The sequence below is a fragment of the Cohnella sp. GCM10020058 genome (assembly GCF_042683485.1).
Taxonomy (GTDB): domain Bacteria; phylum Bacillota; class Bacilli; order Paenibacillales; family Paenibacillaceae; genus Cohnella.
Genome location: NZ_JBHUJV010000019.1, coordinates 42,464 through 68,871, shown reverse-complemented (window position 1 = coordinate 68,871; position 26,408 = coordinate 42,464). Strand labels below are relative to the sequence as shown.

Genomic DNA, 26,408 nt, shown 5'->3' with positions numbered 1-26,408 from the left:
AGCGGAGAGGCGGAAGGCAAATGAGACGGCCTGTCAGGAGGAGCAGAACTGCGTCCAAGCGCCTTTAGCCCTTGACGCTGCCTGCGGTGAGGCCTTCGATGATCTGCCGCTGAAGGAACGAATACAGGATCAGCACCGGCAACACGCTGAATACGATGCCCGTGCAGACGAGCGCATAGTTGGTCTGAAAGGCGTCGCGGAAGCCGACCATACCCGTCGGCAGCGTGCGGAGCGCGTCGCGGCTGATGAAGAAGTTGGCGAGCAGGTACTCGTTCCAGTTGCCCAGGAAATTCACGATAAACACGGTGACGAGCGCCGGAATCGTCAGCGGCAGGATGATCTTCCAAAACATGCGGATTGCGCCCATCCCGTCGATCGTCGCGGCCTCTTCGAGCTCGTGCGGGATGTTGTGCATGAACGCGACGAGCAGAAGCACGCTGAACGGAAGCGCGCCCGCCGTGTAGGGCAGGAATAACGCCCAGTGCGTATCGAGAATGTGAAGGTCCCGGACCAGGAAGTACTGCGCGATAAACAGCACGTTGCCGGGAATCAGCATGCCGACCAGCACGAGCTGATAGATCCATTTGCTGATCCGCGACAGCTTCATGCGCGCCATGGCGAATGCCGTGGCGGCAGCCATGAGGACGCCGACGACGGCCGCGCTCGCGGCCAGGTACAAGCTGTTGAAGAAGTAGACGCTGATCTTCGCTTTGACCCAGGCTTCCTTGTAGTTCTCGAACACCCAGGTTTTCGGCAAGCCGAACGGGTGCAGCGCGATTTCCGTATTGTTGGCTTTGAGCGAGGAAAACAGCACGAACAGGAACGGCACGAGAATAATGACGACATAGACGATCATGAAGAAGTGCGGAATGGTTTTTTTGACGGCGACCGGCATCAGTACTCAATCCTTTCCTGTCTTCTCGCGATGAGCAACTGATACAGCGCAGTAAGGATAAGCGCGATGACGAAAATGATGATGGAGAGCGCGGAGCCGTAGCCGTAATCGCCGTACTTGATCGCTTTGTTGACCATGTAGGAGGCCATGACCTCGGTGCTGCCAGCGGGTCCGCCGTTCGTCATGACGAGAACGATGTCGACGACGCGAAGCGCGCCCGCAATGGACAGCATGATAACGACGTTGATGATCGGCCGGATGAGCGGCACGGTCAAATACCAGGCGCGCTGGACGCCGGTTGCTCCGTCGATCATGGCTGCCTCGTCGATATCCTTGGGAATGCCGAGGATCGCAGCCAGGATAAGAACGATATAAAAGCCCATCCACTGCCAGGCATTCGTCAGCAGGATCGAGAACATCGCCCACTTGGGCTCGGCCAGCCAGTAGATCGGTTCGATGCCGAAGAGATTCAGAAAATTGTTGAGCAGGCCCACGTCCGGATCGTAAATGTAGCCCCACAATATCCCGATTATCGAGGTCGAAAGTATGGACGGCATGAACACGGTCGTCTTGTAGAAGCCCTGAAATCGCTTGACGTTGCTGATCAACAGCGAAAAAATAATGATGAGCGGCACTTGGATGCAGCAGGAAAACAGCAGGATGATCAGGTTGTTCCAGATCGAGCTGCGGAACTCAGCGTCCTTGAAGGCATTGACGAAGTTGTCCAGGCCGATGAACTGCCTGGCGTTCAGTCCGTCCCAGTCGGTGAAGCCGAACACGAAAGACGTGATCGTCGGATAAATAAAGAACAGGAAGTACATCGCGACCGTAGGCACGACGAACAGCATATAGACATAGGGATTTTTTAACGTCGTTTTCATTCCGGAGCCTCCCCCGCCGTCTTCCAGGGCGATGAGAAAGCGCCGCCCACGCTGGGCGGGCGGCGCTTCTCCTTCGCATTCGCCTGCAGCTTACTTCGCGGCGGCGTTCTCGGCGTCTTGTACTTTTTGAATGGCGTCGCCCACTTGCTGTGGCGTTGCCTTGCCTGCGATGAGCTTTTGCAGCTGCGTCTCGGTCTCGGTGTATACCTTGGACTGCACGACGGAGTCGAAGTGCGGGAACGTTTTGCCGGCGGACTTCAGCACGTCGAGCACTTGCTTGAGCAGCGGGTCGGTCACTTGCGCGATGGATGCGTCGGACAGCTGCATCGAAGGCAATACGCCGTCCTCGAGCAGGCCGCGCAGCTGCATTTCGTCGGAGTACATGTTTTTGATGAACGCCTTGACGGCGGCGAGCTCGTTGTCGTTCAGGTCGGCGGAGAAGCCGTAGCCTTCGCCGTAGTTGGCGTTGACGGCCGTCTGGTCGCCCTTGCCGTTCGGAACGGCCGGGAGCGCTACATAAGCCACTTTGCCCGCGATCGCCGCGCCGACTGCGTCATTTTTAAACGCGGAATTGCGCCAGGAGCCGTCAAACATCATGCCGGCCTTGCCTGCGACGAAGTCGTTCAGCATGTCGCCGTACTCCTTGCCCAGCTCGCCTTTCGTAAAGTAGCCCTTCTTCTCCCAGTCGGCGTACAGCTGGTAGGCCGCTACGACGTCCGCAGCGTTCCACTTGGCTTCGCCGGACTTGAAGCCCGGGATGGCGGCTTCGCCCGCGACGCGGCCGATCAGCGTGTTCACGAGCATGTTGGGAACCCAAGCGCCCTTGGAGCCGACGGCAAACGGCGTGACTTTGTTTTGCGCCAGCGTATCGGCCGCTTTGATGAGATCGTCCCACGTGGTTGGCGGGTTCAGGTTATATTTTGCAAACAGCTCGGTGTTGTAGAAAATGCCTTCGGTGTTGCCGCCGATCGGCAGGCCGTACACCTTGCCGTCTACGGAGAAGGAATCGAGGACGTTCAGGAACTTGTCTTTGATGCCCAGCTCGCTCAAGATCGGGGTCAGATCGAGCAGGCGTCCGGCTTTGGCGTACTTTTGCGCGTCGCCCGCGCCGCCGAACAGCGAGAATACTTTTGGCGGATTGCCCGCGGCCATCTCGGCGGGCAGCTTCGTAAAGCGATTGACGCTGTCTTCGACGCCGTCGAGTTCAAACTTCAGGCCGGGCACTTCGCTTTCCGTCTTCTTGACGACGTCGTCAAGAATCGCTTTGCGGAATTTTTGCGGCTCCCCGATCTGAATATGACGGAGGGAGACCGTGAAGTTCTCGACCTTCGCTGGTTCGGAAGCGCTGGCCGAAGGCGACGCGGATGCCGAAGCCGTAGCGCTGGAGCTGGCCGACTCGCTCGCCGAAGGAGAAGCGGCGCCATTGTTATCATTGTTGCTGCCGCAACCTGCCAGCACCGCGGACATGGCGACCGATGCAGCCAATACGGAAGTCAGTTTCTTTTTCACTCGTTGACCCTCCCAAGTTTGGTTCGATTTGGTTTGATTTGACTTCTTTATTGTAGAATGAATCTGCCGATATGTAAGGACGTCAAACCCCTAACCAGGGGATACAATTCTATAGTAGCCCTATGATAGCCAAAAGGACGCGCCCGGACGCGCCGTCCTGCGGCGCTCGTCCGATATCGCGTCCTTTTTGATCAAAGCCGTGTGCTGCGAAGTCCCCTTCGCACCGTGGCGCAAAGCGCGGTCGCTCGGCGGCTAGAGGCGGAACGTGCCTGTCCCGATCGTGTCGTCGCCCCATAGGAGCTCTACCCCGTCGCCGTCGGATAAACGACCTACGCCAGCCGGCGTCCCCGTGAATAGCAAATCTCCGGGACCGATGCCGTACAGGCCGCCGACGTGCGCGGTCAGCGCTGCGAGATCGAACACCATATCGTTCGCGTCGCCGCGCTGAACCTCTTTGCCATTGAGCCGCATCGCAAAAGTCCGTCCCTGCTTCTCCGCCCCGCTTCCATAAGGGAGCCAGTTGCCAATCGGCGCGGAATGGCGGAAGCCCTTGGCCGCAAGCCACGGGTAGCCCTTCGCCTTCAGATCGTCCTGCACGTCGCGCAGCGTCAGATCGAGGCCTGCCGTAAAGTGCGAATACAGCTCGTGCAGCGCGATGCCGGCCTCATAGTGCCTGCCTGCGATCCAGACGAGCTCGACTTCATAATGAACCGAACCGCAGTCGGCCGGCATCGTTAGGGTCGAACCGTCCAAAAGTACGGCCGCATGAGAGGGCTTGGTAAATATCATCGGGGAAGTCGGCACCGCATTGCCGAGCTCGGCTGCGTGCAGGCGGTAATTGCGTCCGACGCAGTAAATATTGCGGCAATCCGCTATGCTGGGATTCGTCATGCTGCTGTCTCCTTATTTAACGGCCGCCAGCCAGCGGTCCGGGTAATTCGTGCATAGTTGAAACGACTGCGAATAGTCCGCCAGCTTGTTCAGCTCCCGCTGCTCGTTAACCGTCCATGCCATGACCTCGATGCCGGACGCTTCGGTCTGCGCGAGCAGCGCGACGTTGACATATTTGTGGTTGATCGACAGCACCTTGGCGCCGAGCGATGCTAGGACGGCCGCAATATTAGAAGGCCGTTTGTCCAAAATAAGCCCGGTTCGCGTGCGCGGCGCATGACGTCTCGCGGCGATCAGCAGTGCATGGTCGAAGGACGTCAAGATCGAATCCTCCTCGCGGCCCTCCGATTGCAGCAGCTCTCCGACCTTGCGCGCGAGCAGCTCCTTGTCCGATTCCCCATCCTTTAATTCGATGTTGAGCCTGCATCTGCCGGCAGTCAGCTCGAGCACCTGCGACAGCGTCGGAATGCCCTCCCCCGCATACATGCGGTGAAACCAGCTGCCTGCATCCAGCGCGGCTAGCTCTGCCGCAGTTTTGTCTCTCACTCTCGACTTGACGCCGGTCGTCCGCTTGAGAGACGCGTCGTGAATGACGACGGGAATCTCGTCCTTCGACAGGTGTACGTCCAGTTCGATCCACCCGACCGCAGGCTCGCTAAGGGCCAGTCTGAATGCAGCCATCGTATTTTCGGGGGCGGCGCCGGACCAGCCACGATGCGCGACGCAGGGATGCAAGGCGGCCTTTTCAGTCACATACATGCGATTCGTCCTTTCATTCTGACGCAGACGCGCAGCTATTATTGGGAGACTGCCACGAATGATTAGCCATGCTCCAATTACTTCGCCGTAATGCGGCCGTTCGAATCAACGGTCGCGCGATAAGACACCTTGTTTAATCTGGCCAGCAGCGCTTTGGCTTGTTCGGGCTCCATCGGTCCCGGCTGCGAAGCCTTGGCATACATCGGGTCGAATTTGAGCCGGCATTTGCCGTCCGCAGCGCACGTCGCGGTTAACACGCCGGTATCCTGCGTCTTGGAATACTCCTGCTTCGTAGTAAAAACGAAATTGCCAAGGCTGTATGCAATCCATTTGCCTTTGTAAGCTTCAAAGCCCTGCAGCACATGAGGATGGCTGCCGATAATCAGATCGGCGCCCGCATCGATCAACGTGTGGCCGACGTTGAACTGCGCATCCTTGGGCGTATCCGCCCGCTCGTTGCCCCAGTGGACCATCACGATGACGATGTCAGCGAGCTCGCGCGCCTTCTTGACCACCGCTACGGCCCGGGTCGTATCGTAAGTCTCGGCGACGCCGGGATGATCGGGTCCGGCTTTCCACGAGCCCTCGGGCACAACGTTGGAAACGCCGATATAAGCGACCATCAAGCCGTTATGCTCGATGTATACGGGCTCGAACGCTTCTTTTTCATCCGCGCCCGATCCCATATGCTTGAGCTTGATGTCGTCGAGCGCATCCATCGTGTCACTCAGTCCCTGCCAGCCCTGATCGAGCGTATGGTTGTTGGCAAGGCTGACGACGTCAAGTCCGGCGTTTTTGAGTCCGGCCAGGTACTCGGGCTTGCCTTTAAATACGAATTGCTTGTTCTCCGCGGGCGTGCCTCGTGTCGTGATCGGCGCCTCCAGGTTGCCGGCCGCGATGTCGGCCGACTCCAGCAGCGGCTTTGCCAGCTTGAACGGATAGTCCACGCCGTATTGGTCGATGAGCTTGCCGACGGTGGAGGCCGGTAAAATATCGCCGACGAAGGCTAGCGTGACGGTTGCGCCCGATGGCGCCGAGGCGCCGGGATCGTCAGCCTGCCCCGCTTCCGGGGTGGACTCAGGCTCTGCAATAGAGGGGGAAGGCTCTGCTGAAGGCGTACCCTCATCAACAGGTTCTTCTCCTTCGTCGTCCGGTTGGGACGACGGTGCGGAATCGGGCGTCTCTACAGGCTGTGCCGATTCGTCTGGCGTGTCAGTCGCCTCGTCCGGCTGCGGATCCGCCGAAGCGGAGGCAGAAGAGGTTGAGACAGGCGGTGCGGACGGCGACGCGTCGCCCCCTTTGCCTGCGAGGATTGCCGCGTAAACGCCTACGGCCGCGATCAACGCGACTGCAAGCACGATGACGGCGACGATCGGCCAGCGGCGCTTTCGCTTGGCTCTTTGCTTGGATTGAACGCGGGAATAAGGCATTGAAATAAGACCTCCGACGATCGCTTAATGCCCGTTATTATATCATAGACTCGAACCCCGAGGCGAAGCGCCCATGCCGAGCGCCCGCTCCGTCGACGCAAAGAAGCCGCGGTCAGCTCTTCGGCTGACCGCGGCAAGCCAATAAAAGGCTATCTTTCACCTGCATGGATATTCGCCGAGCGTCACAGGCAAACGTCCGAGTGCCGGCAGCCTGCCTGCCAACACGCCCGCAAGCGCGGACATCATCGCCGGCTTGTTCTCGTATGCGCAAATATAGACGGGAACCGTCGGAGCCTCCAGCAGATCGTACGGCGTACGCAAAGACGCCAGAACGAAGTTGCGCCCCGTCGCTTCAGCCGAAGCGTTAAGCATCCGTATAAGCGCAGACTGGCTTGGCGAGAAGCACGCATCGTAGGAAGCGAAAACGATCGCGTCCGCCGATACGACTGCCGCCATAACATCGGCCCGCTCCGCTTCGGTCGGCTCGAGGCCGATCGCGATCTCGGCGACGTCCAGCCCTTCCGAGCGAAGCGCCGCGCCGAGCGTCCAGCTCTGCTCGACTGCTTCGACGACTTCGGTGCTCGCGCGGGCTTCAGCCCAGACGACGAGCGTACGGGAGCCCGTGCGAAGCGGCAGCCGATTCTCGCCTTTCACGACCGTTACCGCTTGCTCGCTCAGCTTGCGCGCCGTCTCAGCTGCCCGCGCATAATCCGGGACCACGGACGCCGTCTTTGCAAGCAGCCCGCGCCTCTCCTTCAGCGCCCAAATGCGTCTGACGGCTTCGTCGATGCGGGAAACAGGAATTTCACCAGCGAGCACGGCCTCGTACACCGCTTCAAGCGCCGCGATCTGCCGGTCGAGCCGATGACTTACGAGAATGAGGTCCGCGCCGCCTCTGACGGCTTCGACGGCGCCTCTCGCGACGCCGATCGTCTCCGAGACGGCGTTCATCTCGAGGCAGTCGGTGACGACGACGCCATCGTAGCCGAGCTGATCGCGCAGCAAGCCGGTCAGGATGCGTTTCGACAAGGTCGCCGGCACCCCGTCGGGCTCATACGCCGGAAAAACGACATGCGCCGTCATGATGGCGTCGACGCCGGCGGCGATCGCAGCCCGGAACGGCACGAGCTCTACCGCGTCCAGACGATCGCGTCCGTGCGGCACGGCAGGCAGCGCATGATGCGAGTCGGCAGCCGTATCCCCGTGTCCCGGAAAATGCTTGGCAACAGCCGCCATTCCGCTTTCCTGATAGCCGCGAACGGAAGCCGTGCCGAGCTCGGCCACTTGATGCGGCTTCTCTCCATAAGAGCGGACGCCGATGACGGGATTGCGCGGATTGTTGTTCACGTCCAGACACGGGGGGAAGTTCATATTGATGCCAATGGCTCTCAGCTCCGCGCCTGCATGCCGTGCGGCCTCGCGAGCCCATTCGGCATTCCCGGCTGCGCCGATGGCCATCGCGCCGGGCATGACCGTCACGCCGTCCTCCAGGCGCACGACCATGCCGCCCTCCTGGTCGATCGATACCAGGAGCGGCACCGTCGCCATCTCCTGAAGCGACTTTGTCAGGCGCTCCACCTGCGAGGCGTCCTTCAAGTTGCGTCTGAAATAGATGACGCCCCCGACCCCGTATTCTTCGATCAGCCGCCGAATGCCATCGGCAGGCACATCCCCGTGGAACCCGCACATGAACAGCTGGCCGACTTTGCTTTTCAGGTCCAACCCTTCCGGGCCATTATTAAGATTCGACATCATTGTTCTCCTTCGCCGCAATGCCCGATGATGGTCCGGGATCGTCCTGGACGGACGCCAACGTCCTGCCTTGGGTCTGCTCCCTGTACTCGGAAGGCAAAAGTCCGGTATATCGGCTAAACACCCGTGTGAAATACCTTCGCTCGGCATAACCGACCAACAGGCCGATCGCGGTGATGCTCTTGTCGCTGATGGCGAGCATCGACTTCGCCATTTCCATCCGCTGCTTGGTGACATACTCAACGAACGTTTCTCCGAAATGCTGTTTGAACAGCAGGCTGAAGTAGCTCCCGCTGATCCCTAAATAATCGGCCATCGCATCGATGCTGAGTTCCGAGGAGAGGTTGCGTTCGATATAATCGCGCGCCGACAGCATCAGGACGTCGCTCGTCTTCTTTTTCATCACATTGTCGATCGAACGGTCCACCAGCCGGTTAATGACGGCCAAAGTCTCGCGGATACCGGGGTTGCGATCAAGCTGTTTCCAAAAAACCGTTTCGTCCTCCCCTTGTATAACGTCCATCGAGCGCATTTCACGGAGCAGGTGGAGACAAAGATAATGCAGGATCGGTTGAACGCGCTCGTAAGACGCGTCCGGAAGCTGACGAAAGCTTTCGTTCAGCTCTCGCAGCGCGCCTTCCGTCTTGCGGCGGTCGCAGCGTTTGAGCCCCGTGACCATCTCCTCGATCCGGTCCCACAATCGCTGCGAATGCTCCGAATGCGCCTTCGTCCGCTCAGGTAAGATGATTGCGTCGTCCAATCCGGCATTCAGGCTGAGCGAACGCTGCAAATTCTTATATACGCGCGCCAGCTTCTCCAGCGACACCGGTGCAGGTTGCATTGCCACCCGAATTTGAATTTTAAGGTACCGCTCAACAGCTTCTCGGAGCTGACAGCTCCAGTCCTCGCACTGCCCTCTGTCGAAGGCTTCCGCCGGCATACGCTCGACCAGCACGCACCATTCCCCGCTTCTCACCTGCAAGACGGTGTACGGAATCTGCAGCGTCGACAAATATTCCTGCAGCACGTTATGCACGGCGAAATTCCAGAGCTTGCGCTCCTTATCGTCCCAATTGCGCTCCTTCTGCGAGTAATCGGCCACGTCTACGAGCAGCATCGCAAACGACAAATCGCCGCCCGACAGCTCATGCTGCTTCAAGAAAGGCTTGGCCGAGCCGCCCCCCACGTCCATCAGCACGTCGTAGAGTACCTTTTCATAGGCCAGGTGAAATACCTGATGCCATTCCCGCTGAATGTTCTGCTGCTCCGCCTTGCGTTCCCGAATCCCGTCAGCCAGCCTGCTTATCGTCTGACCCAGTTCGTCGTAGTCGAGCGGTTTCAAAATATAGTCCTTGACCTCATACCGAATGACGGAGCGGACATAACTGAAGTCCTGGTACCCTGTCATCATGATCACCTCGGCGTCGGAGCCCATCTCGCGGAGCTCCTCGAGAAACCGAATGCCGTCCATAACCGGCATGCGGATGTCGCACAGGATCAGCTCCGGCGAATGCTCGCGCGCGAGCGCAAGCGCCGCCTCGCCGTTTTTGGCCGTACCGGCGACATCGACGCACAGTTCCTCCCAAGGGATGACGGCTTGAAGATTTTTTAAAATATTGATTTCGTCATCCACCAACAGCGCCTTTAATCTCACGTTCGCCGCCTCCCGATCCGCTTGGTATGACGCATTTGATGATCGTCCCCTGCCCCGGCGCGCTGCACAGCATCACGCCATAGCTAGCGCCGTAATGAATCCGCAGCCGATCGGCGACGTTGCCCACGCCCATTCCGCGCCTCTCGCCCATTTCCGGCGACTCTTCGTACAGCTGCTCGAGCGTCGTCACGCCGCTGGAAGCAAACAAGGCGAGCCGTTCGTCCGATATGCCGATTCCGTTATCGCCCACATAAAAAGCGATGTTATCGTCCTCAACCGCCGCGGTTACGCGAATCTTGCCCAAATAATCGATGCCCTCGAAACCGTGTTGAATGCAGTTTTCGACGAGGGGCTGAAGCGTGAGCTTCAAGATCGAATGCGTCATAATCTCGGGCGGAACCTCGATTGTATATTCGAACAGTTCCTCGAAGCGAAACTTTTGAATCTCCAGGTAGCTTCGCAGATGCTCCAGCTCCTGCTCGATCGTGATTTCTTCCTTTTGCGTAATGCTGATTCGGAAAATGTTGCCGAGCCGCTGCACCATTTTGCTCACTTTTCGTCCTTCGTTTTGTACCGCCAAAATGTTGATCGACTCCAGCGCGTTAAACAAAAAGTGCGGCTTGATCTGCGCTTGGAGAAGCATCATTTCCGCCTTTCGTTTGCGCCGCTGTTCCATCGTAACATCGTTCAGCAGTTCCGAAACCCGCTCGACGAGGCTATTAAAGCCTTTGGCGAGGATTACCGTCTCGTCGTTGCCCGTCAAGGGCACCCGCGTCGTCAGATCCCCCCGCTCCACCTTCCGCATGGCGCCTACGACGCTTACGATAAAGCTGATGGTCCGGCGGACGAACATCAGGTTGAACACGAGCGCGCAGGCGAGACAACCGATCGTAATCATAACGACGTAACGGAGCATCGATGCGAGATCCCCCGACAAATATCCCCAGTCCGTCACGGTAACCAACGTCCAGTCCCCAGTACCGAGGCGTTTGATGTCGCCTAGGTTATGCACGGAGACGAGGCTTTTTTCCCCGTCGAACATCATCTTCCGGGTCTGGAAGTTGCGCGACATGTCCAGCTTGCCGTCCGGGTCTGTCACGGCGAACGGCCGGCCTTCCGTCTTCCCCGCGCTGTCGTACACAACGACGCCGCCTCGGCCCACGATCAGATAACGCCTGTCGCCGTCCCCTTCCGTATTGTAAAAGTTAAACGTCCGCGCCAGCTCGGTCATCCCGAAGCGCATCACGAGCACGCCTTTCGGCTTAAGCGTATCGATGTCGAGCAGTACCCGGATTTGCGTAAACAAGTTGTTCGCACCTGTCAGCCTGGCATCCTCGTTCGGACCGATCCAAACCGGAGCGCCGTTTTTTTTCAACACTTCGGGATAGATCGGGTTGCTCTCCAGCACGTCCCTCGGGATGGGCTCGTCGACGACGAACCGAAGATTCACGACCCTGCCGTCTACGTGGTACAGCGTGACCGACTTGATGCCCGGATAAGTAAGAAGCACCCTGCCGGTAAGCTTTTGTTTCTCAAGCAACTCCTCGTATTCCCCGCTCTCGGTCTCCTTGGACTTGTCTTGCTTGCCCCCGGTGCTCTGCACGCCCGCGCCAAGCGCCTGTTCCACGCTCTCCACGCTATCCTCCGTCGTCACCCAGAAGTCCGAGAAATAGTTCGCTTCCTTGATCATATTGTTCAAATTGCGGCCGATCGCATTCATTGACAGCTCCATTTGATCCGAATATTTCTGCTCCGTAATATGTTGAAAGGTCAAATAAGAGATCGTTCCGAGCACGACGAGCGGCATGATAATAAAGAAAAAAAATGCGGTGAATACGCGCTTGCCCAAACTCATCGGCCCCAGCCTTCCTATTTCCCCGTCGTTAGGGTGTATATTCATCTGACTACTTGGTGTCATTATATCAGGATGTAGGCGGGCCGTAGTCACATTATAGGGCGCGGCGGCAGCGTGGTTAAGCAGGCATTCGTATGGTCGAGGGATAAAATCGTCTACAAGTCGCGCCGGCACTATATACCGCTTTTTTTTCGATTTCACACCATTATCCCCGTCGCTCAGAAAAAGCAGGCCCCCCACGGTCGCGCTATAAAATTTAGCATTTATCTGGAATTTTTATATTGAAATAAGAACGTGTGTTTGGTAGAATTTATTTTACAAGAATGTCGTTTTGCGATTAAAGGAGCGACGATGCCATGATGGATGCCCCGATGACAAATGACGAGTTTCTTGCCGCCTTTGGCACGGAGCAAGCCTGTGTCGATGCGTTGTATAACGCGCGCTGGCCGGACGGATTTCGCTGCTCGGCTTGCGACGGTGCCCGATATTATGAAATATCGACGCGACGTCTGCCTTTATACGAGTGCGCTTCATGCCGGCTCCAGACCTCCTTAATTGTCGGTACGGTTATGGAGGGCAGTCGCACTCCCCTGACCCGATGGTTTTATGCCGTTTATTTATTAGCACGCACCAACGGCATCAGCGCGCTTCGCCTCGGCAGTATAATTCAGGTCACCTACAAGACCGCCTGGCTGATGGCCCATAAGATCAGAAATGCCATGTCCGAAGCCGACGCTTCCGTCTTACTCACCGGCAATGTCCGTATCGATCGCTGTTATTATGGGGACCCGACCTTCGACGATGCGCGTCAGCCGCTGCTGATCGGCGCTGCTTTTAACGACGAAGATTCGCCCGCTTATATTAAGGTCAAGCAACCTCACCCGAGTCATGTTTATGAAAACAAGCGCTTTATTAAACCTGAGGGCATTCAGGCCTTCCATGAAGAGCATACCGATTGCTGTTCCCCGCCCGGAACTTTCGGTTATCGCAAAAATCATCCCGCTTTAAGCCTGGTCGCCCGCCAATTTAACGCGTGGCTTAATTTGACGTTCAACGGCATCGGCGCCAAGCACTTGCAGGGCTATTTAAACGAATTTGCCTATCGCCTCAACTGCTCCTATCGAGAAGTCCGTGTTTTTCAAGAGACACTCGCTTGGTGCGCGAACTCACCGGTTGTTACCTATCCGCAGCTTATCGCATTTAAACCTACCCTACAGGTACCTTGGTTAGTTTTCGGAAGCAAATCCCGTTGGAGAGGCGCGCATTTGTCCCGATGGGGAGCCTGATTTGAGTCTTGTTATTAAAATTGTGTTCTTGATTCGCGGGATAGGAACGGAGATATTGGCATGTCGTGTAAAGTGCGTGGATTCTGTTGTAATGTCTTCGGATATGCTTGCACAGTATCCAGACCTGGTTCCTGAGCGACGGGGATGGTTGCAGAGCATCCCAGAGCTGGTTCCTGAGTGAGGCGTGTGTGTGCAGAGAATTTCCTGAGCATGGGGTATGCTCGCAGAGAATCCAGACCTTTTTCCTGAACAACGGGGATAATGGCATGAAGTTGAAAATAAGAGACGACTATTCAAGGTGGGTTTTTATGGAAAAAAGTGAAACAGCCGCTTCACCGAAAACGGCGAGGCGGCTGTTTGTTGTGCTAGGACTGAAGCATTTGAATCGCTGCATTTTTGCCCATTTCAACGCAATCGGGCAATCCTACCGCATCGAACGGCGCGCCAGTCGCATAGACGCCGGGTAAGGAAGATTGAAGTTGCGCACGCAAGTTTGCGATTGCGACGGTGTGACCGACCGGGTATTGAGGCATTGAGCGACGAAGCCTTGTGATCTCTACGAATTCGGGCACTGCCTTGAGTCCCATCAGCTCTTCCAAGTCTCGACGAACGGCTTCAACGAGGCGATTATCAGGCCATTCGACGCCGGATTCGTCGCCGTCACGGCCGACGTAGCAACGAATCAGTCGTTTTCCTTGAGGTGCCGTATGCTGCCACTTGGCCGAGGTCCACGTACTGGCCGTAATCGTCCGGCTCTCGGAATGGGGAACTAAAAAGCCAGAGCCATCCAGCTTGTGTCCAAATTCTTTGGCGTCGTAGCCAAGCACGACATTCGCGACAGAAACGTAATCGATTCGTGCCAGAGCCGAAACGTCGACATGCGGACCCAGTAACCCGGCCGCCGCGAATGCCGGCACGGCGATCAGCACGCGATCGGCTTCGTAAACGGAGTCATCGTCCAAGCGCAATTGGTACATTGGGTCCGAGGAAGAATTGAGATTCTCCTGCGTTCGCTCCAGGGAACGGACGCCCAGACCAAGCCGAATATCACAACGATAAGCCTGAAGCTTCGCTTGAAGCGACTCGATCAAGGTGGACAGGCCTTGGCGAAAGGTCAGAAATGCGGTCGGCGGAATCTGATAACCGCCGACAGCCTGCGATCTTGCGGCTGCAGCCTTCGCGCCAGCAGCGGGTGCTTTTTGCTTCGCGTCGATCATGCCCCGAATGACGCTGCCGTATTTGCTCTCCATGTCCGCAAACTGCGGAAATGTCGCCCGCAGCCCGAGCTTGTATAGATCGCCGGCGTGTATGCCCGCCAGAAGCGGCTCGGCGATGGCTTCGACCATTTCGCGACCGAGCCGTCGTTCGAGGAAATGGCCTACGGATTCATCCTCATCGTCCGTCCTCGGCGGCAAACAAAGCTCGTCGAGCGCTCGCAGCTTGCCGTGCGGCGACACCAATGAGTTCTGAGCGAATGCGCCGAGATCGTTCGGGATGCCAAGGTTAAGACCTTTAGGCATCGAACGAAGCTTGCCGCCATGGGCGAGATACGTTTTTACGGCGGCCGGATTCGTACCGACCAGTTCGTCCAACAGCCCGAGGTCCTTGGCCAAATGCAGCATCGGAAGCTTGCGCCCAAGGAAGGAATCCGGCCCTCGCTCGATCACGAATCCGTCGCGCCTTAGCGTATTGATTTTCCCGCCAAGTCTCTCCGATGATTCAAACAGGATAACGCTCGCATTGATTCCGGCTTCGTCTGCAAGCCGGCAAGCGTAGAAGGCGGCGGTTAAACCGGTCAGACCGCCGCCGACAATCGCGATTCGAAGCGAACGCTCCCCGCTCATGCTTCAGTCGCTCCGGCATTATCGCTCGTCGCAATGAATCTGCCGGCCGCGCCGATAACCGAATCCGCGAGCGACTGCATGTATTTAGGATCGTCATTGAGCATACGAATACGCTCCAGGTCAAGTCCGAGCTCCGCTGCATGACGTTTTGCTTCAATATCGATATCGTACAGAACCTCCAGATGGTCGGATACGAACCCGACCGGCGTCACGAGCACGAACTTGACGTTTTCCTTGGCAAGCCCGTTCAGCGTCTCCAGAATGTCCGGCCCGAGCCAGGGCTGGCCGGTCTGGCCTGCGCTCTGCCACGTGAACTGCCAGCGGGAGATTCCCGCGGCTTCGGCAACCGCCTTCGACGTCTCAAGCAGCTGATCCTGATACGGATCGTTCATTTCGAGAATACGTGCGGGTAGACTGTGTGCGCTGAACAACACCAATCCTTCGTCGGCAGCTACGCCTGCTTGGCCCAGTCCTGCATTGACGCGTTCAGCCAAGGCTTCGATCAGCACCGGATGAAGATGGTAGCTCTCCACGCCCGCGAAGGCGATATTGTGCTCCTCCGCCGCTTCCCGCGCTCTCTTCAAGTATCCGCCGACGCTCATCGACGAATATTGGGGCGTCAGCACAATGCCTACGGCTCGCTCAATACCGTCGCGGGACATGGCCGCAATGCCGTCTTCGATAAAAGGCGACGCGTGCTTTAATCCTTGATAACAAACGTAACGTCCTTGGCCCGCCAACTCGTCCAATCTGCGCTGCAGCGCCTCGACCTGCCGGTTCGTATTTTCCCTCAGCGGAAAAACGCCGCCTACGATCGCGCGGTACCTGCTCGTCAGATCCTCCAGCTGTTCCTCTGTCGGCGGATGCCCCCGCCTGATATGCGTATAATAAGCCTCGACGCCTTCCAGGCTCTCCGGGGTGCCGTACGACATAACGAGGACGCCGATCGGCGCATGGGCGGAAATGCTCATAGGGATACCTCCGATGCCAGCTTCTGGCCGGTATAATCGTGCACGTAATCGGTGAGCTCCTTGAGTTTCTCGAGCGAGGCTTCAGGGAACAACCCGTGACCCAGATTAAAAATGAAGCCCGGTTCGCGCATGCCTTCGTCCAAAATCGCGCGCGCTTTGGCGTGAATAACTTCCTGCGGAGCGGTCAATACGTACGGATCAAGGTTGCCTTGAACCGCAAACCCGCCGCCGGTGCGCGCGCGGCCTTCTGAAATGGATACACGCCAGTCGAGTCCGATTACATCGGCCTGCAGGCTTTTCATATAAGGAAGCAGCTCGCCGGAGCTCACGCCCGGGAAATAAATCTTCGGGATGGCGATATCCGCGGTCTGTGCGAATATGCGCTCGACATGAGGCAGCACGAATTCGGCGAAATCTTGCGGGACAAGAGAGCCGACCCAGCTGTCGAACAACTGTACCGCTTGGGCGCCCGAAGCCGCGTGCGCGCGCAAATATGCGGCGGCCATATCGGCGAGCTTGCCCATCAGCTTATGCCAAACGGCCGGTTCGCCGTACATCAAAGCTTTGGTTTTCATGTAGGATTTGGAAGGTCGTCCCTCCACGATGTAGCTGGCCAGCGTGAACGGCGCGCCTGCGAATGTAATCAGAGGAACGTCGAGCTCCCGGCTCAAGATGCGAATCGTCTCAAGGACATGCCCCAGATCCCGCTCGGCATCGATCGGCTTCAAGCGATCCACGTCGGCCTCGGAGCGGACCGGATTGTCGATGACAGGGCCGATATCCTTGACGATATCGAAATCGACGCCGATCGAAGCGACCGGATTCATAATATCGGAGTATAGGATCGCAGCGTCCACGCCGAGCTTGCGCACGGGCATCATCGTCACTTCCGCTGCGAGCTCCGGCTGCCGGCAAATCTCGAGCAAGCTGTATTTCTCTTTAATTTTGCGATAGTCGGGATCGTATCTTCCGGCTTGGCGCATGTACCAGACGGGCACACGGTCGACGGGCTCGCGCCTGCACGCGCGCAAGAAGCGGTCATTCATATTGCAGTATCCCCTTTATGTAATAGGATGGGTCCCGAACAATAAGCGATCATTCGGTTTTATTATGCCCTTTTTGGCCGAATGCCACAACCTTCCGCCCTCGCGTCCTTATGACAATCCGTTGACAAACCGTTAAAAATCCCGTGAAGAAGCGAGGTGCGAGCTTGGAACGTTGGAAAATCAACTTGGCGGTGCTGTGGCTCGGAAACTTCTTGGTGATGGCCGGCATGACGATGATTACGCCATTCCTGTCCTTATATTTGCAGCAGGATCTTGGCGTCGTCGGCGAGCATGAAATCGGCGTCTGGGCGGGGCTTATTTTCGCGGCGAATTTCGTCACTTCTTTTTTCTTTCAACCGCTCTGGGGCAAGCTGTCGGACCGCTACGGTCGAAAAGTGATGCTGCTGCGTTCGGGGTTCGGCATGTCGATCGTCATGGTGTTGATGGGCTTCGCGGCGACGCCGCTCCATCTATTGCTGCTCCGCATGGCGAACGGCGTCATCTCCGGCTACTCCCCTGCCGCAGTCTCGCTCGTATCCGCCTCGACGCCCAAAGCAAAGATCGGATTCGCCATGGGAACGCTGCAATCCGGCGGCACTGCCGGCACGATCCTGGGGCCGCTGATCGGAGGACTGATGGCCGACACGTTCGGGTTCAGGCCGATCTTTTATATTACCGGCTCGCTCATGTTCATCGCTTCCGCGCTCTCTTGGCTGCTCGTACGCGAACGCTTCGACCGGGCCGCGGCCCGCGTCGCCCCGCGGGTCAGCCTAGCTGCAGCTCTGCGGGAGCTCGCCGCCATCCGGCAGTTGCCGGCGCTGTTCTCCGTCACCTTCCTTATCCAATTCGCCATGCTGAGCCCGATGGCGCTCATTCCGATTTACGTGCGGCATCTGCACGGCACGACGGAAAATCTCGCCTTTTGGGCAGGTTTCGTCGGCTCGGTAACGGGCTTCTCCAACATGATCAGCGCACCGCTTCTCGGCAGGCTGAGCGACAGAAAAGGAGCTACGCAAGTGCTCGTTTATTCGCTGCTCGGCGCCGGCCTGCTTTTTATTCCCCAAGCATTCGTGGCAAACGTAGGCCAGCTCCTCGTCTGCCGTTTTTTGCTGGGTTGCTTTGTCGGCGGGCTTATCCCGACGGTCAATGCGCTCATTCGCCGCCATACGCCCGACGACAAAGTGAGCATGGCGTTCGGCTTCAACAGCAGCGCCGTCGCACTCGGCAACATGGCCGGCCCCGTCATCGGAGGCGCCCTGTCCGGCTATATCGGCATCGAAGGCCTCTTCCTCATCTCCGCCGCAGCGCTTCTCGGCACTTCGCTCTGGGCGCGAAGCTCGCTCGTTAATGGAGCTGCCGATACGGCTAGCGGACCATGAACAGCGCGAGTCCGTCGTAGGAAGGCAAGTGCGTGCCCAGCAGGCGGGGATCGGTCGCCAGACGACGGTTAAAGTCCCGCACCGCCTGCACGGCCGGTCCTTGCTTCGCATCGTTTAACGTACGCCCTCTTAGGAGCGTATTATCGGCTGCAATTAACGCGCCGGGCGCTGCAAGCCCGATTGCTCGCTCCAGATAGTTCGGATAATTTTCCTTATCGGCGTCAATGAAAAAAAAGTCGAAACGCCTCCCTGATGCCATGAGCTTGTCCAACGAGACAAGCGCGTCCCCTACGATCATCTCCGCGCTATCGCCATAGCCCGCTGCCGCAATATTCGCAGTCGCCAGCTCGGCATATTCGGGCTTCAGCTCGAGCGATGTCAGCTTGCCGCCTTCCGTCAGGCCGCGTGCCAGGCATATGCCGCTATAGCCGGCCAGCGCGCCGATCTCCAGCACCGCCTTGCAGCGCGCCGCGGCAACCAGCATCGTCAACAGCCTGCCGTATCCGGGCGCCACCGATATATCGGGCATTCCCCGTTCCCGGATCGACTCGCTCACGCGAACCAGGTCTGCATCCTCTTCGAACAGTCCGTCCAAGTATGCTTCGGGGCTGACCGCCCTTTTATCCTCCCTGCTTTCCGTCACGCGCTTTTCCTCCCCATAAATTCGATTCACGACCTTGGCGATCAAAATTATAAACGTTGTCCACCGTTCCTGCAAAATGCACTGCAGTTCGCGCGTGAAAAAAAGATGTGGAAGCGTTATACTGTTTTCTGTGTGTAAACGCGCCGCCACGGCGGCGAGCCGCAAAGGAACTCTCGGTCCAACCGGAAAGCGAGGAATTATCCATTCATGAGTACGCAGCTTCGAACGACGGCTTCCAAAGGCGTCAAACTGGCCGCGAAAGGTCTTGCTTCATGGCCCTATTGGGGCGCCATGCTGGTCGTTCTCTCGATCGTATACAAGCTGAATTGGCTGGACCATCAGTTGAACGTCGGGGGCATGAACCAGTGGAAATGGAAGGTTAACTATGGCGCCATGGTCATCGCGACTTTCTGGGTCGTCTGGCTCGGAAGGCGGGCGCGCGCGGTATCGCTGGCCCTGCTGGACATGCTGATCTCCGTCCTTTTGTTCGCAGATCTGGTCTACTTCAGATATTTCAAAGACTTTATATCCATCCCCGTGCTTCTGCAAGCCAACCAGGTCAGCTCGCTGGAAGACAGCATCTGGAGCCTGGTTCATCGCGGAGATCTGGTGCTGCTGTGCGACATTCCGGTAGCGCTCGCATACGCGGTATGGGCGTGCTGGTACTGGCGCCCCGCGCGAATGGCCCGCCGCACCGGAACCATGCCGACGCGCGTCAAATCCCGTTCCCGCCTCATGCTGAATACCGCGTTGGCCAGCGTCTTGCTAGCGTTGGGCATCACCATGATCGTCGGCCCCGTTAATCAACAAAAAAACGGCTGGGCCAGCGGACTTTTCGTCGGCAATTGGTGGAACATCCCGATCTATAACGTGACAGGGCTGCTCGGTTTCCATGGCTACGATACGTACCGCTATGCCAAGGAGCATTGGTTTAGCGGCGGCGTCAGCGAATCGCAGGTCCAGGAAGCGAAGGATTGGTTCGACGAACGCAAACTGCTTCAGGAGCAAGCCGAGTCGGAGCCGATGTACGGCGCGGCAGCGGGAAAAAACATATTAATGATCCAGGCCGAGGCGTTTCAGTCTTTCCTTATCGGCCAGTCTGTCGGCGGACAGGAGATTACGCCGAACCTGAACGCGCTGATCGGCAAGAGCCTATATTTCACCAATTTCTATCATCAGACCGGTCAGGGCCGAACTTCGGACGCCGACTTTCTAACCAGCTGCTCGCTGCATCCAATGCCGACAGGGTCCGTATTTATCCGGTTCGCCGATCATGACTTCAACTGCCTGCCAGAGATTTTGAACGCGCAGGGTTACGATTCGACAGTCCATCATGCGTACGACGGCAGCTTCTGGAACCGCAACAATATGTACCACAACATGGAATACGGCAGGTTTTACAGCATCAAGGACTTTGACGACGACGAACCGCTGGGCTGGTCGATTGGCGACAAATCGTTCCTGCAGCAAACGGTCGATCAGATCAAGGAACGCGGCGCATCGCCTTTCTATGCTTTTGCGATTACGATTTCCGGCCATCATCCCTTCAATCTGCCCGATTACAAAACCGAATTCGAAGTCGGCGACTTCGAAGGCTCGACATTCGGAGACTATCTCAAAGCTGCGCACTACGTCGATGCCGCATTCGGAGAGCTCGTGGAACGGTTGAAAGAGGAAGGGCTGTGGGACAACACGGTGCTCATGATGTACGGGGACCACGACAATTCCTTGTACGACAAAAAGCCTTACGAGCAGCTGCTCGGCAAATCGCTGTCTGACGAAGAGATGGATGCGATTATTCGCAAAGTCCCCTTTTTCATTCACTTCCCGGGCGACGAACATGCCGGCGTCAGCGAAAAGGCGGTCGGGCAGCTCGACACGGCGCCTACCATCCTGCAGATGCTCGGCATCCCGATGGGAGACAACAAAATGATGGGCGTGAGCATGCTTTCGGCCGCGGAAAAGCCCGTCGTCTTCCGTACGGGAGGATTCACGGACGGTAAGGTATACTATATGCCTTCAAACGGCGGCACAAGTGCGGACGGCTCCTGCTATTCGCTCGCGGACGGGGCGGCGACGGACGTCTCCGCATGCACGGCAGGCAAGGAAGCCGCAGAGCGGGAGCTTCGTATTTCCGATGTCGTCGTCGAGCACGATCTGCTGCCCGAACTTAAGAAGAGGAATGACTGACCATCGAGCCAAATGCTTGACCTTTGAATGGGAGTAGTTGACTTAAAAAATAGGGTCGACCGACTTTAAAGGGAAGATCGCCCGATAAAAGAGAGCGCTCCGGCTTCGCATGAGGCCGGGCGCTCTCTTTATGATTTGCGGGCTTTGATAAACGGCTTGATCTTCTCGAGCGCCTCGTCCTCCGTCGGCGCGGCGATATACCGGCCGTTGATGAACACGAACGCCCGCTTGGCGCAGGGGCCGCAGTACGACTTGCAGCCGACGCGGATCTCGGCAGCAGGGTCCAGCTTCTGGAGCTTGCTCAACAGCGTCTTGACCCGGGTATGCTTGCATTTGTCGCAGATGCGAATATCGTTGGGGCTCGGCCCAGCGTTGGGATCCGCGGCAGGAACGACCCGAATCTCCGGGGGCGCCGCCCGCTCAATGATCGCCATGATTCCCCTTGCTCGGATTCGTAATGACGAAGCCTTCTTGCGGAAAATAGAGGTAGTCGATCTTGACGCCGTCGAGCAGCTCGGCGCCCTTGGTCAGCAATACGTCGATGCCTTTATCTGTAGAGACGATCTCGTCGTCTTCCGTCGCCTTGGTCATGTCCAGTCCATAGTGGGCGTGATCGCCGTGGCTGTGCGTAATCAGGACGCGTAAATACAGTCCTTCATTCTCCGGCTTGTCCAGCTCGAGCTTCAGGATCTTGGCCGCATTGCGCGTAATCTTGCATTGCATGATCGTATTCACTCCAATCGTCGGCATCTCTCCCTGCGGATGACATGCCTCGCCGGGGAGATCATGTTCTATTGTATAATCACCCGGGGCTTAAGTCCAGCGCTTCCGTCAGCAGCCGCAAACAATCGTCGTAGATGTCTTCGAACGCCGAGATCGGCAGCGGGTTGCGGCCGCAGCCCGCCTCGACCGTGAAGCCGGGCCGGCGGTACTTGGCGATAAACCAATCCTTGTAGCCGGCGTCGCTGCCCGTCAGCGCCAAGGGCCGGTAGCCCGAAGCGAGGCCGAGACGGTGCGCCCAGTCCTTCGACTCCGGGGGCTCGAGTCCCCCGTAGTTCCAATAGATTTCTTCGCCCTGCGTATGGAGCGCGATGACCGCGTCGAAGCGCTGCGCCTCCGTGAATTCGGCCAGCGCCGCCGCCTCCGGCTCGGAGAGCGGCGCATCGCCGCTATAATCGCGCGGCGCAGGCCCGTGCACCCCGCGACGGCGGCGCTCTTCCTCCCACCCCGCAGGAAATTGATCGTTCAGGTCCACGCCCCTGGCGTTGGCCTTCCAGTTGCGAAAAGATGCGGAGTCGCGGTTCCACCGGCCGATCCGCGCCGCCAGCGGATGGTCCGGACGCAGTCCCTCCTGCACGAGCTCTACGCCGTCGGGATTGACCATGGGCACGACCCACAGCGTCGTCCGTCTAAATAGGTCGGCAGCGTCGAAGCCGCCGATCTGGATCTTGCGGCGGCAAGCCCTTCCGTAGTCTTCCAGGAAGCGCATCGCGATTAGCGATGTAATCCACTCGTTGGCATGCACGGCCGCATTCAGATGCCAGCGGAAGGGGCCGTCTCCGATACCTGCTGCGACAATCGGTTTGCCCATGACGCTGGTTCCGATCTCCTTCGTCCTTATAAACGGAAATGCGCTAACCAGTCGTTTCATATCGGCCGCTACGCGGTCCGCTCCGTAATTGGACGAAGGCATGACGATACGGCGCGCAGAAAGTGCAGGGAGAGCGAGACGCGTCCCCGCCGCCGGCTCGGTTCCCGCCGGCAGCAGCCGGTTAAGTTCTCTCAGCCGGTGCTCGGTGCAGCCGAAGCATTCGGCAATCGCGGCCAGCGAATCTCCGGCTTGCACCACATATATTCGCTTATGGATAGATGCTGCAGGCATGTACAGCACCTCTCCCGCACGGATCGGCTCGTCGGCGGGACGCTGCGGGTTCGCCCGAGCGAGCTCTTGGACGCTCACATGGGCAGCGCGGGCGATCGAACTGTACGTATCTCCGCGCACTGCCACGTATTCTTCCATGTGCATTTCCGATCCCTCCTTGCATCCTGTTGCGCGCTCGCAATTGGCCGACATTCCACTTGCATCATTGCGGTATATTTTTGTATGCCGCGACAGGCGGGGATATGACGCCGTAGAGCTGAAGACGCCGAAAAAAACAACGAAGCCCTCCGACCGTCCGAGGACGACCGAAAGGCTTCGGTAATTGGAATGCTTATGCGCCGATATGCGGCACCTGCCAGACGACCGGCGTCAGACGGATCTGCTCGCCGAGCCAGGTCTGGGCGATCTCCCGGAACTTCGCCGGTTCGCCGCTGCAGAAAAACTGGTGCAGGGGCGCGCCGTCCTCTGCCGCGAGCTGACCCGTCCGCTCCAGAATCGTGCGGATCTCTCTGGCTGTCTCGTCGGCCGAGCTGATAAGCGCGACGCCCGGCCCCATCGTCTCGGAGATCGCGTCGGCTAGAAACGGATAATGGGTACAGCCCAGGATCAGGCTGTCCAGATGCGTTCCCCGCAGCGAGGCGAGCGACGTCTCCACGATCTCCTGCGTGCGCTCGGATCGGAAGTTGCCGTCCTCCACGAGCGGCACAAAGCCCGGGCAGGCGCGGCTGACGACTTGGACGCTGCCGCCCGACAGCATGTTCAGCGCCGCCTCATAGGCGCCGCTGCGGATCGTGCCCTCCGTCCCGATGACACCGATGACGCCCGTGCGCGTACGTCCGAGCGCGGCACGCGCGCCGGGACCGATGACGCCGACGACCGGTACGGAGACGCGGCTCGTAATGTCCTCGAGTGCGACGGCGGTCGCCGTGTTGCAGGCGATGACGATCATTTTAGGATCGAATTGGATGAGATAATCGACAATCTCCCGGGTAAATTCAACCACTTGCTCGGCGGAGCGGGATCCGTAAGGCGTGCGCGCCGTATCGCCGAAATATAAAATCTTCTCTCGGGGAAGCTGACGCATCACTTCTTTGACGACTGTCAGTCCGCCCACGCCGGAGTCCAGGACTGCGATCGCTTGTTGCACGAGAACACCGCTTTCTGCTATGGAGATGAAGAATCTAGATAAATTATGAGATTTTCGCGCAAAAGGTACCTACATATTAGCGCATATTCAGATGCGGTTCAAGGCATGCAGCGGCGCCGCCCGGACGTTCCGGACGGCGCTGCATGAAGCTCTTGGCCGCGTTCGCAAATCAGATCGCCTCTGCGTCGTCGGATGCGGACGCACTTTCCTCCGCGCTTTTCTTGCTGAACTTGGCGCGGACGCCGCCGGCCCAATCCGCAGACTTCTTCGCCACCGTCTGCGCGGCGCTGCCTGCCGCTTTGCCGAGATCGGCCGCCTTCGTACCGACGAGCTGAGCGGTGTCGGCGATGTCCTTGCGAAGTTCCTTGCCGGGCTTCGGCGCGAAGAGCAGCGCTGCGGCCGCGCCGAGTGCGGCGCCGGACAAGGCGCCGAAAAGGAACGATTTAACAACCTTGCGTTCTGCCATCTTGTATCCCTCCAATAATCAAACTCCGTTGTTCCTTGCGTCGGATTCGCGCTTGCGGCGTCAGCCGGTCCTGCCTTCGCCTTCGGAAGGAGAGACTTCGCCGGCCCGTTCGTCTGCGGCATCCACGATTCCCTGCGTCCAGCTGACGAACCGTCCGCGCCAAGCATTCAGAAGCGCCGCCGCCGTCTCGGCCGAGCGCGCGGCGGCTTCGCCAAACGCCCTGCCGCCCTCGGCCAGCCTGGCCGCGGACCTCGCAGCTCCGCGGCACAGCTCCGCAGCTTCCGCTGCCCCTGATGCGAGCCGCTGCATTTGCCGCAGCGATGCGGCGCCCTCCGCCTCCAGCGTCCTGGCTGCTTGCCTGCAGGCATTCAGCGCCCGCGCGGCCGACATGCACGCGATCAGCGCCGCAACCGCCAAGGCCGCAAACATAAACGCCGCTGCGTATCCTGCAACCGTCCAGGCCATCGTTCCTCCTCCTTCCGAATCGAACCTTCGCTATGTGAAGCCGGGCATTCGCCCATGCGCTTAACACAGTATAAGAACGTGCGGCCCGTCCTGACACATCGGACAAGTATAATTTTTCTTTCGTGCGTTCGCCCGCCGATAGCGGCAGGATTGCAGCAAAAAACCGGTCGGAGCTACTGGCCTCCGCCGGCTGAATTGTTGCTCTATTTGCCCTCAAGGACGTCGCATCACTTTTTCAAGACTTCACATCTCAAGTTCAAGACGACGCAGCCCGCTCTGCCGGACGCCGGATCGCATAAGCGCACTTCACGCCGCCGTCCGCGATGCATTCGGTTCGTTTGACCTCGGCGCCGAGCAGCGCCTCGAACAGCTGTTGCTCGCAGCGGCATGCCTCGCGATATTTGCCTGCGACTTGCGCAATCGGACAGTTGTATTCGTACAACGTATACCGTTCTCCCGCTCCGTCACGCTCCCAGTGGGACATATAACCGCCGGCCTGCTGGATGGCGGCCAGCGCCGCTACGCGCTCCTCCAGCGTCGCGCCGGCCATCGCCGACTTATGCCTCGCGATGAGCTTATCGCGGCGTCCCGCGAACATACGGCCGATAATCGCTTCGCCAGCGGGATCGTCTGCAAGCTCGCCGAGCAAATCGAGCGCAAGCTGCGGATAGTTTTTGGGAAACAGATCGTCCGCGCGCGGCGTCAGACGGTATATGGCAACGGGCCTGCCCATCGCTTGCTTCACGGTCTCGGCTGCGACGAGTCCCTCGCGCTCCAATGCCTGAACGTGGCGCCGGACGCCCATCTCCGTGATCGACAGCGCCTGCGAGAGCGAGGCGATGCTGCCGCCGCCGCCCGTCCGGAGCGTCTGAAGCAGCTGCTGGCGTGTTGTCCTTCCTTCGTCATGCGGCAGCATAGGCCTCTCCTCCCACGTGCGAACGGCGCCTAAACAAAAAAAGCCGCCCGCTTATGCTCCTATTGTATAGGAATAAGCGGGCAGCGTAAATTGCCAATCCTCGTCAGCGAGGCTGCTCCCAAGGATCGAGCTCGCGTCGCAAGTAAACTTGTACCGATTCGGCAAATGAATCCAGCAGCTCCTTGAGCTCCTCGGTAAGCGGATGAAGCAGCTGCCGTTGCCACAGATCGTAATCCTGCACGAGCGGCCTTCGGAGCGATACGAGCAAGCGCAGTCTCTCGGCCAGGCGCTCGTCGATGACGCCCTCGCCGCCGATGACGCCGACGATATCCTCGTAGCTGCCCGCGTCACGCATCATGAAGCCGTCGATCAGGAAGCTGCCGATGTCCGTCACGATCTCGAGCGCCAAATGCAGACAGCGTTCCTGCGCCAGTCCTTGCAGCAAATCGCCCTGCCACGACGCGGCCAGTCCGGATGCCGCAAGGCCCAGATCGGGCACGCAGCGCAGCCGGCTCGCGATCGCTTGTCTGTTCACGTAGTACATGCC

At 58.5% G+C, this 26,408-nt stretch carries 24 protein-coding genes; 3 read left to right on the top strand and 21 right to left on the bottom strand.

Annotated features, from left to right (window positions below; all coding sequences use genetic code 11):
* Positions 1–64: 64 nt before the first annotated feature.
* The 9 genes from ACFSR7_RS30985 to ACFSR7_RS30945 all read right to left on the bottom strand — a co-directional run bounded on the left by ACFSR7_RS30985 (position 65) and on the right by ACFSR7_RS30945 (position 11,626).
* Complete coding sequence (locus ACFSR7_RS30985) at positions 65–895, bottom strand: carbohydrate ABC transporter permease (protein ID WP_378168337.1); 831 nt, start codon at positions 893–895, stop codon at positions 65–67.
* Positions 895–1,776, bottom strand: a complete 882-nt coding sequence (locus ACFSR7_RS30980; RefSeq protein ID WP_378168335.1) for a carbohydrate ABC transporter permease — start codon at positions 1,774–1,776, stop codon at positions 895–897. Before ACFSR7_RS30980 ends, ACFSR7_RS30985 begins: the two co-directional genes overlap by 1 nt.
* A gap of 90 nt (positions 1,777–1,866) precedes the next feature.
* On the bottom strand, positions 1,867–3,285 hold the full coding sequence (locus ACFSR7_RS30975) for an extracellular solute-binding protein (protein WP_378168333.1): 1,419 nt from the start codon (positions 3,283–3,285) through the stop codon (positions 1,867–1,869).
* Positions 3,286–3,537: 252 nt separating this feature from the next.
* Positions 3,538–4,176, bottom strand: coding sequence for a fumarylacetoacetate hydrolase family protein (locus tag ACFSR7_RS30970; RefSeq protein ID WP_378168331.1), 639 nt, complete (start codon positions 4,174–4,176; stop codon positions 3,538–3,540).
* A 12-nt stretch (positions 4,177–4,188) separates the two neighbouring features.
* Positions 4,189–4,935, bottom strand: a complete 747-nt coding sequence (locus ACFSR7_RS30965) for a glycerophosphodiester phosphodiesterase (RefSeq protein ID WP_378168329.1) — start codon at positions 4,933–4,935, stop codon at positions 4,189–4,191.
* Positions 4,936–5,012: 77 nt separating this feature from the next.
* Positions 5,013–6,365, bottom strand: a complete 1,353-nt coding sequence (locus tag ACFSR7_RS30960) for a CapA family protein (protein WP_378168328.1) — start codon at positions 6,363–6,365, stop codon at positions 5,013–5,015.
* Positions 6,366–6,521: 156 nt separating this feature from the next.
* On the bottom strand, positions 6,522–8,117 hold the full coding sequence (nagZ, locus tag ACFSR7_RS30955; protein WP_378168327.1) for a beta-N-acetylhexosaminidase: 1,596 nt from the start codon (positions 8,115–8,117) through the stop codon (positions 6,522–6,524).
* Positions 8,104–9,771 (bottom strand): response regulator, encoded by a 1,668-nt coding sequence (locus ACFSR7_RS30950; RefSeq protein ID WP_378168325.1) that lies wholly within the window; start codon positions 9,769–9,771, stop codon positions 8,104–8,106. The genes nagZ and ACFSR7_RS30950 overlap by 14 nt, the downstream gene beginning before the upstream one ends.
* Entirely contained in the window at positions 9,743–11,626 is a 1,884-nt protein-coding gene (locus ACFSR7_RS30945; protein ID WP_378168323.1) for a cache domain-containing sensor histidine kinase, read from the bottom strand. Before ACFSR7_RS30945 ends, ACFSR7_RS30950 begins: the two co-directional genes overlap by 29 nt.
* A 356-nt stretch (positions 11,627–11,982) precedes the next feature.
* Here ACFSR7_RS30945 and ACFSR7_RS30940 point away from each other — a divergent pair, with 356 nt between their 5' ends.
* Positions 11,983–12,912: a transposase gene (locus ACFSR7_RS30940; protein WP_378168321.1), complete on the top strand. Its 930-nt coding sequence runs from the start codon at positions 11,983–11,985 to the stop codon at positions 12,910–12,912.
* A 365-nt stretch (positions 12,913–13,277) separates the two neighbouring features.
* Here ACFSR7_RS30940 and hemG read toward each other — a convergent pair whose 3' ends face one another.
* From hemG to hemE, 3 genes are read right to left on the bottom strand one after another with little or no spacing between them, the layout of a single operon-like run.
* Positions 13,278–14,756 carry a protoporphyrinogen oxidase gene (gene hemG, locus ACFSR7_RS30935; protein WP_378168319.1) on the bottom strand — a complete coding sequence of 493 codons (1,479 nt, stop codon included), beginning with the start codon at positions 14,754–14,756 and terminating at the stop codon, positions 13,278–13,280.
* Complete coding sequence (gene hemH / locus ACFSR7_RS30930) at positions 14,753–15,727, bottom strand: ferrochelatase (RefSeq protein WP_378168317.1); 975 nt, start codon at positions 15,725–15,727, stop codon at positions 14,753–14,755. The genes hemG and hemH overlap by 4 nt, the downstream gene beginning before the upstream one ends.
* Positions 15,724–16,773 carry a uroporphyrinogen decarboxylase gene (gene hemE / locus ACFSR7_RS30925; RefSeq protein WP_378168315.1) on the bottom strand — a complete coding sequence of 350 codons (1,050 nt, stop codon included), beginning with the start codon at positions 16,771–16,773 and terminating at the stop codon, positions 15,724–15,726. The genes hemH and hemE overlap by 4 nt, the downstream gene beginning before the upstream one ends.
* Positions 16,774–16,937: 164 nt before the next feature.
* Here hemE and ACFSR7_RS30920 point away from each other — a divergent pair, with 164 nt between their 5' ends.
* Positions 16,938–18,152, top strand: coding sequence for an MFS transporter (locus ACFSR7_RS30920; RefSeq protein ID WP_378168313.1), 1,215 nt, complete (start codon positions 16,938–16,940; stop codon positions 18,150–18,152).
* Here ACFSR7_RS30920 and ACFSR7_RS30915 read toward each other — a convergent pair.
* Entirely contained in the window at positions 18,139–18,795 is a 657-nt protein-coding gene (locus tag ACFSR7_RS30915) for an O-methyltransferase (RefSeq protein ID WP_378168311.1), read from the bottom strand. The genes ACFSR7_RS30920 and ACFSR7_RS30915 overlap by 14 nt on opposite strands.
* A 207-nt stretch (positions 18,796–19,002) precedes the next feature.
* On the opposite strand from ACFSR7_RS30915, the gene ACFSR7_RS30910 reads away from it, so the two are divergent.
* Positions 19,003–20,985, top strand: coding sequence for an LTA synthase family protein (locus ACFSR7_RS30910; protein ID WP_378168310.1), 1,983 nt, complete (start codon positions 19,003–19,005; stop codon positions 20,983–20,985).
* A gap of 128 nt (positions 20,986–21,113) precedes the next feature.
* Here ACFSR7_RS30910 and ACFSR7_RS30905 read toward each other — a convergent pair whose 3' ends face one another.
* From ACFSR7_RS30905 to ACFSR7_RS30870, 8 genes are all read right to left on the bottom strand, one after another.
* Complete coding sequence (locus ACFSR7_RS30905) at positions 21,114–21,386, bottom strand: YuzB family protein (protein WP_378168797.1); 273 nt, start codon at positions 21,384–21,386, stop codon at positions 21,114–21,116.
* A gap of 19 nt (positions 21,387–21,405) precedes the next feature.
* Positions 21,406–21,708 carry an iron-sulfur cluster assembly accessory protein gene (locus ACFSR7_RS30900; protein WP_378168308.1) on the bottom strand — a complete coding sequence of 101 codons (303 nt, stop codon included), beginning with the start codon at positions 21,706–21,708 and terminating at the stop codon, positions 21,406–21,408.
* A gap of 79 nt (positions 21,709–21,787) precedes the next feature.
* Positions 21,788–23,011, bottom strand: a complete 1,224-nt coding sequence (locus tag ACFSR7_RS30895) for a M14 family zinc carboxypeptidase (protein WP_378168306.1) — start codon at positions 23,009–23,011, stop codon at positions 21,788–21,790.
* Between the two features lie 187 nt (positions 23,012–23,198).
* A complete protein-coding gene (gene racE / locus ACFSR7_RS30890; protein ID WP_378168304.1) occupies positions 23,199–24,014 on the bottom strand; it encodes a glutamate racemase in 816 nt (271 codons plus the stop codon).
* A 169-nt stretch (positions 24,015–24,183) separates the two neighbouring features.
* Positions 24,184–24,480 (bottom strand): YtxH domain-containing protein, encoded by a 297-nt coding sequence (locus ACFSR7_RS30885; RefSeq protein WP_378168302.1) that lies wholly within the window; start codon positions 24,478–24,480, stop codon positions 24,184–24,186.
* A 60-nt stretch (positions 24,481–24,540) separates the two neighbouring features.
* A complete protein-coding gene (locus ACFSR7_RS30880; RefSeq protein WP_378168300.1) occupies positions 24,541–24,945 on the bottom strand; it encodes a hypothetical protein in 405 nt (134 codons plus the stop codon).
* Between the two features lie 256 nt (positions 24,946–25,201).
* Positions 25,202–25,861 carry a helix-turn-helix transcriptional regulator gene (locus ACFSR7_RS30875; protein WP_378168298.1) on the bottom strand — a complete coding sequence of 220 codons (660 nt, stop codon included), beginning with the start codon at positions 25,859–25,861 and terminating at the stop codon, positions 25,202–25,204.
* 103 nt (positions 25,862–25,964) lie between these two features.
* Positions 25,965–26,405, bottom strand: a complete 441-nt coding sequence (locus tag ACFSR7_RS30870) for a DUF86 domain-containing protein (protein ID WP_378168296.1) — start codon at positions 26,403–26,405, stop codon at positions 25,965–25,967.
* Positions 26,406–26,408 lie beyond the last annotated feature (3 nt).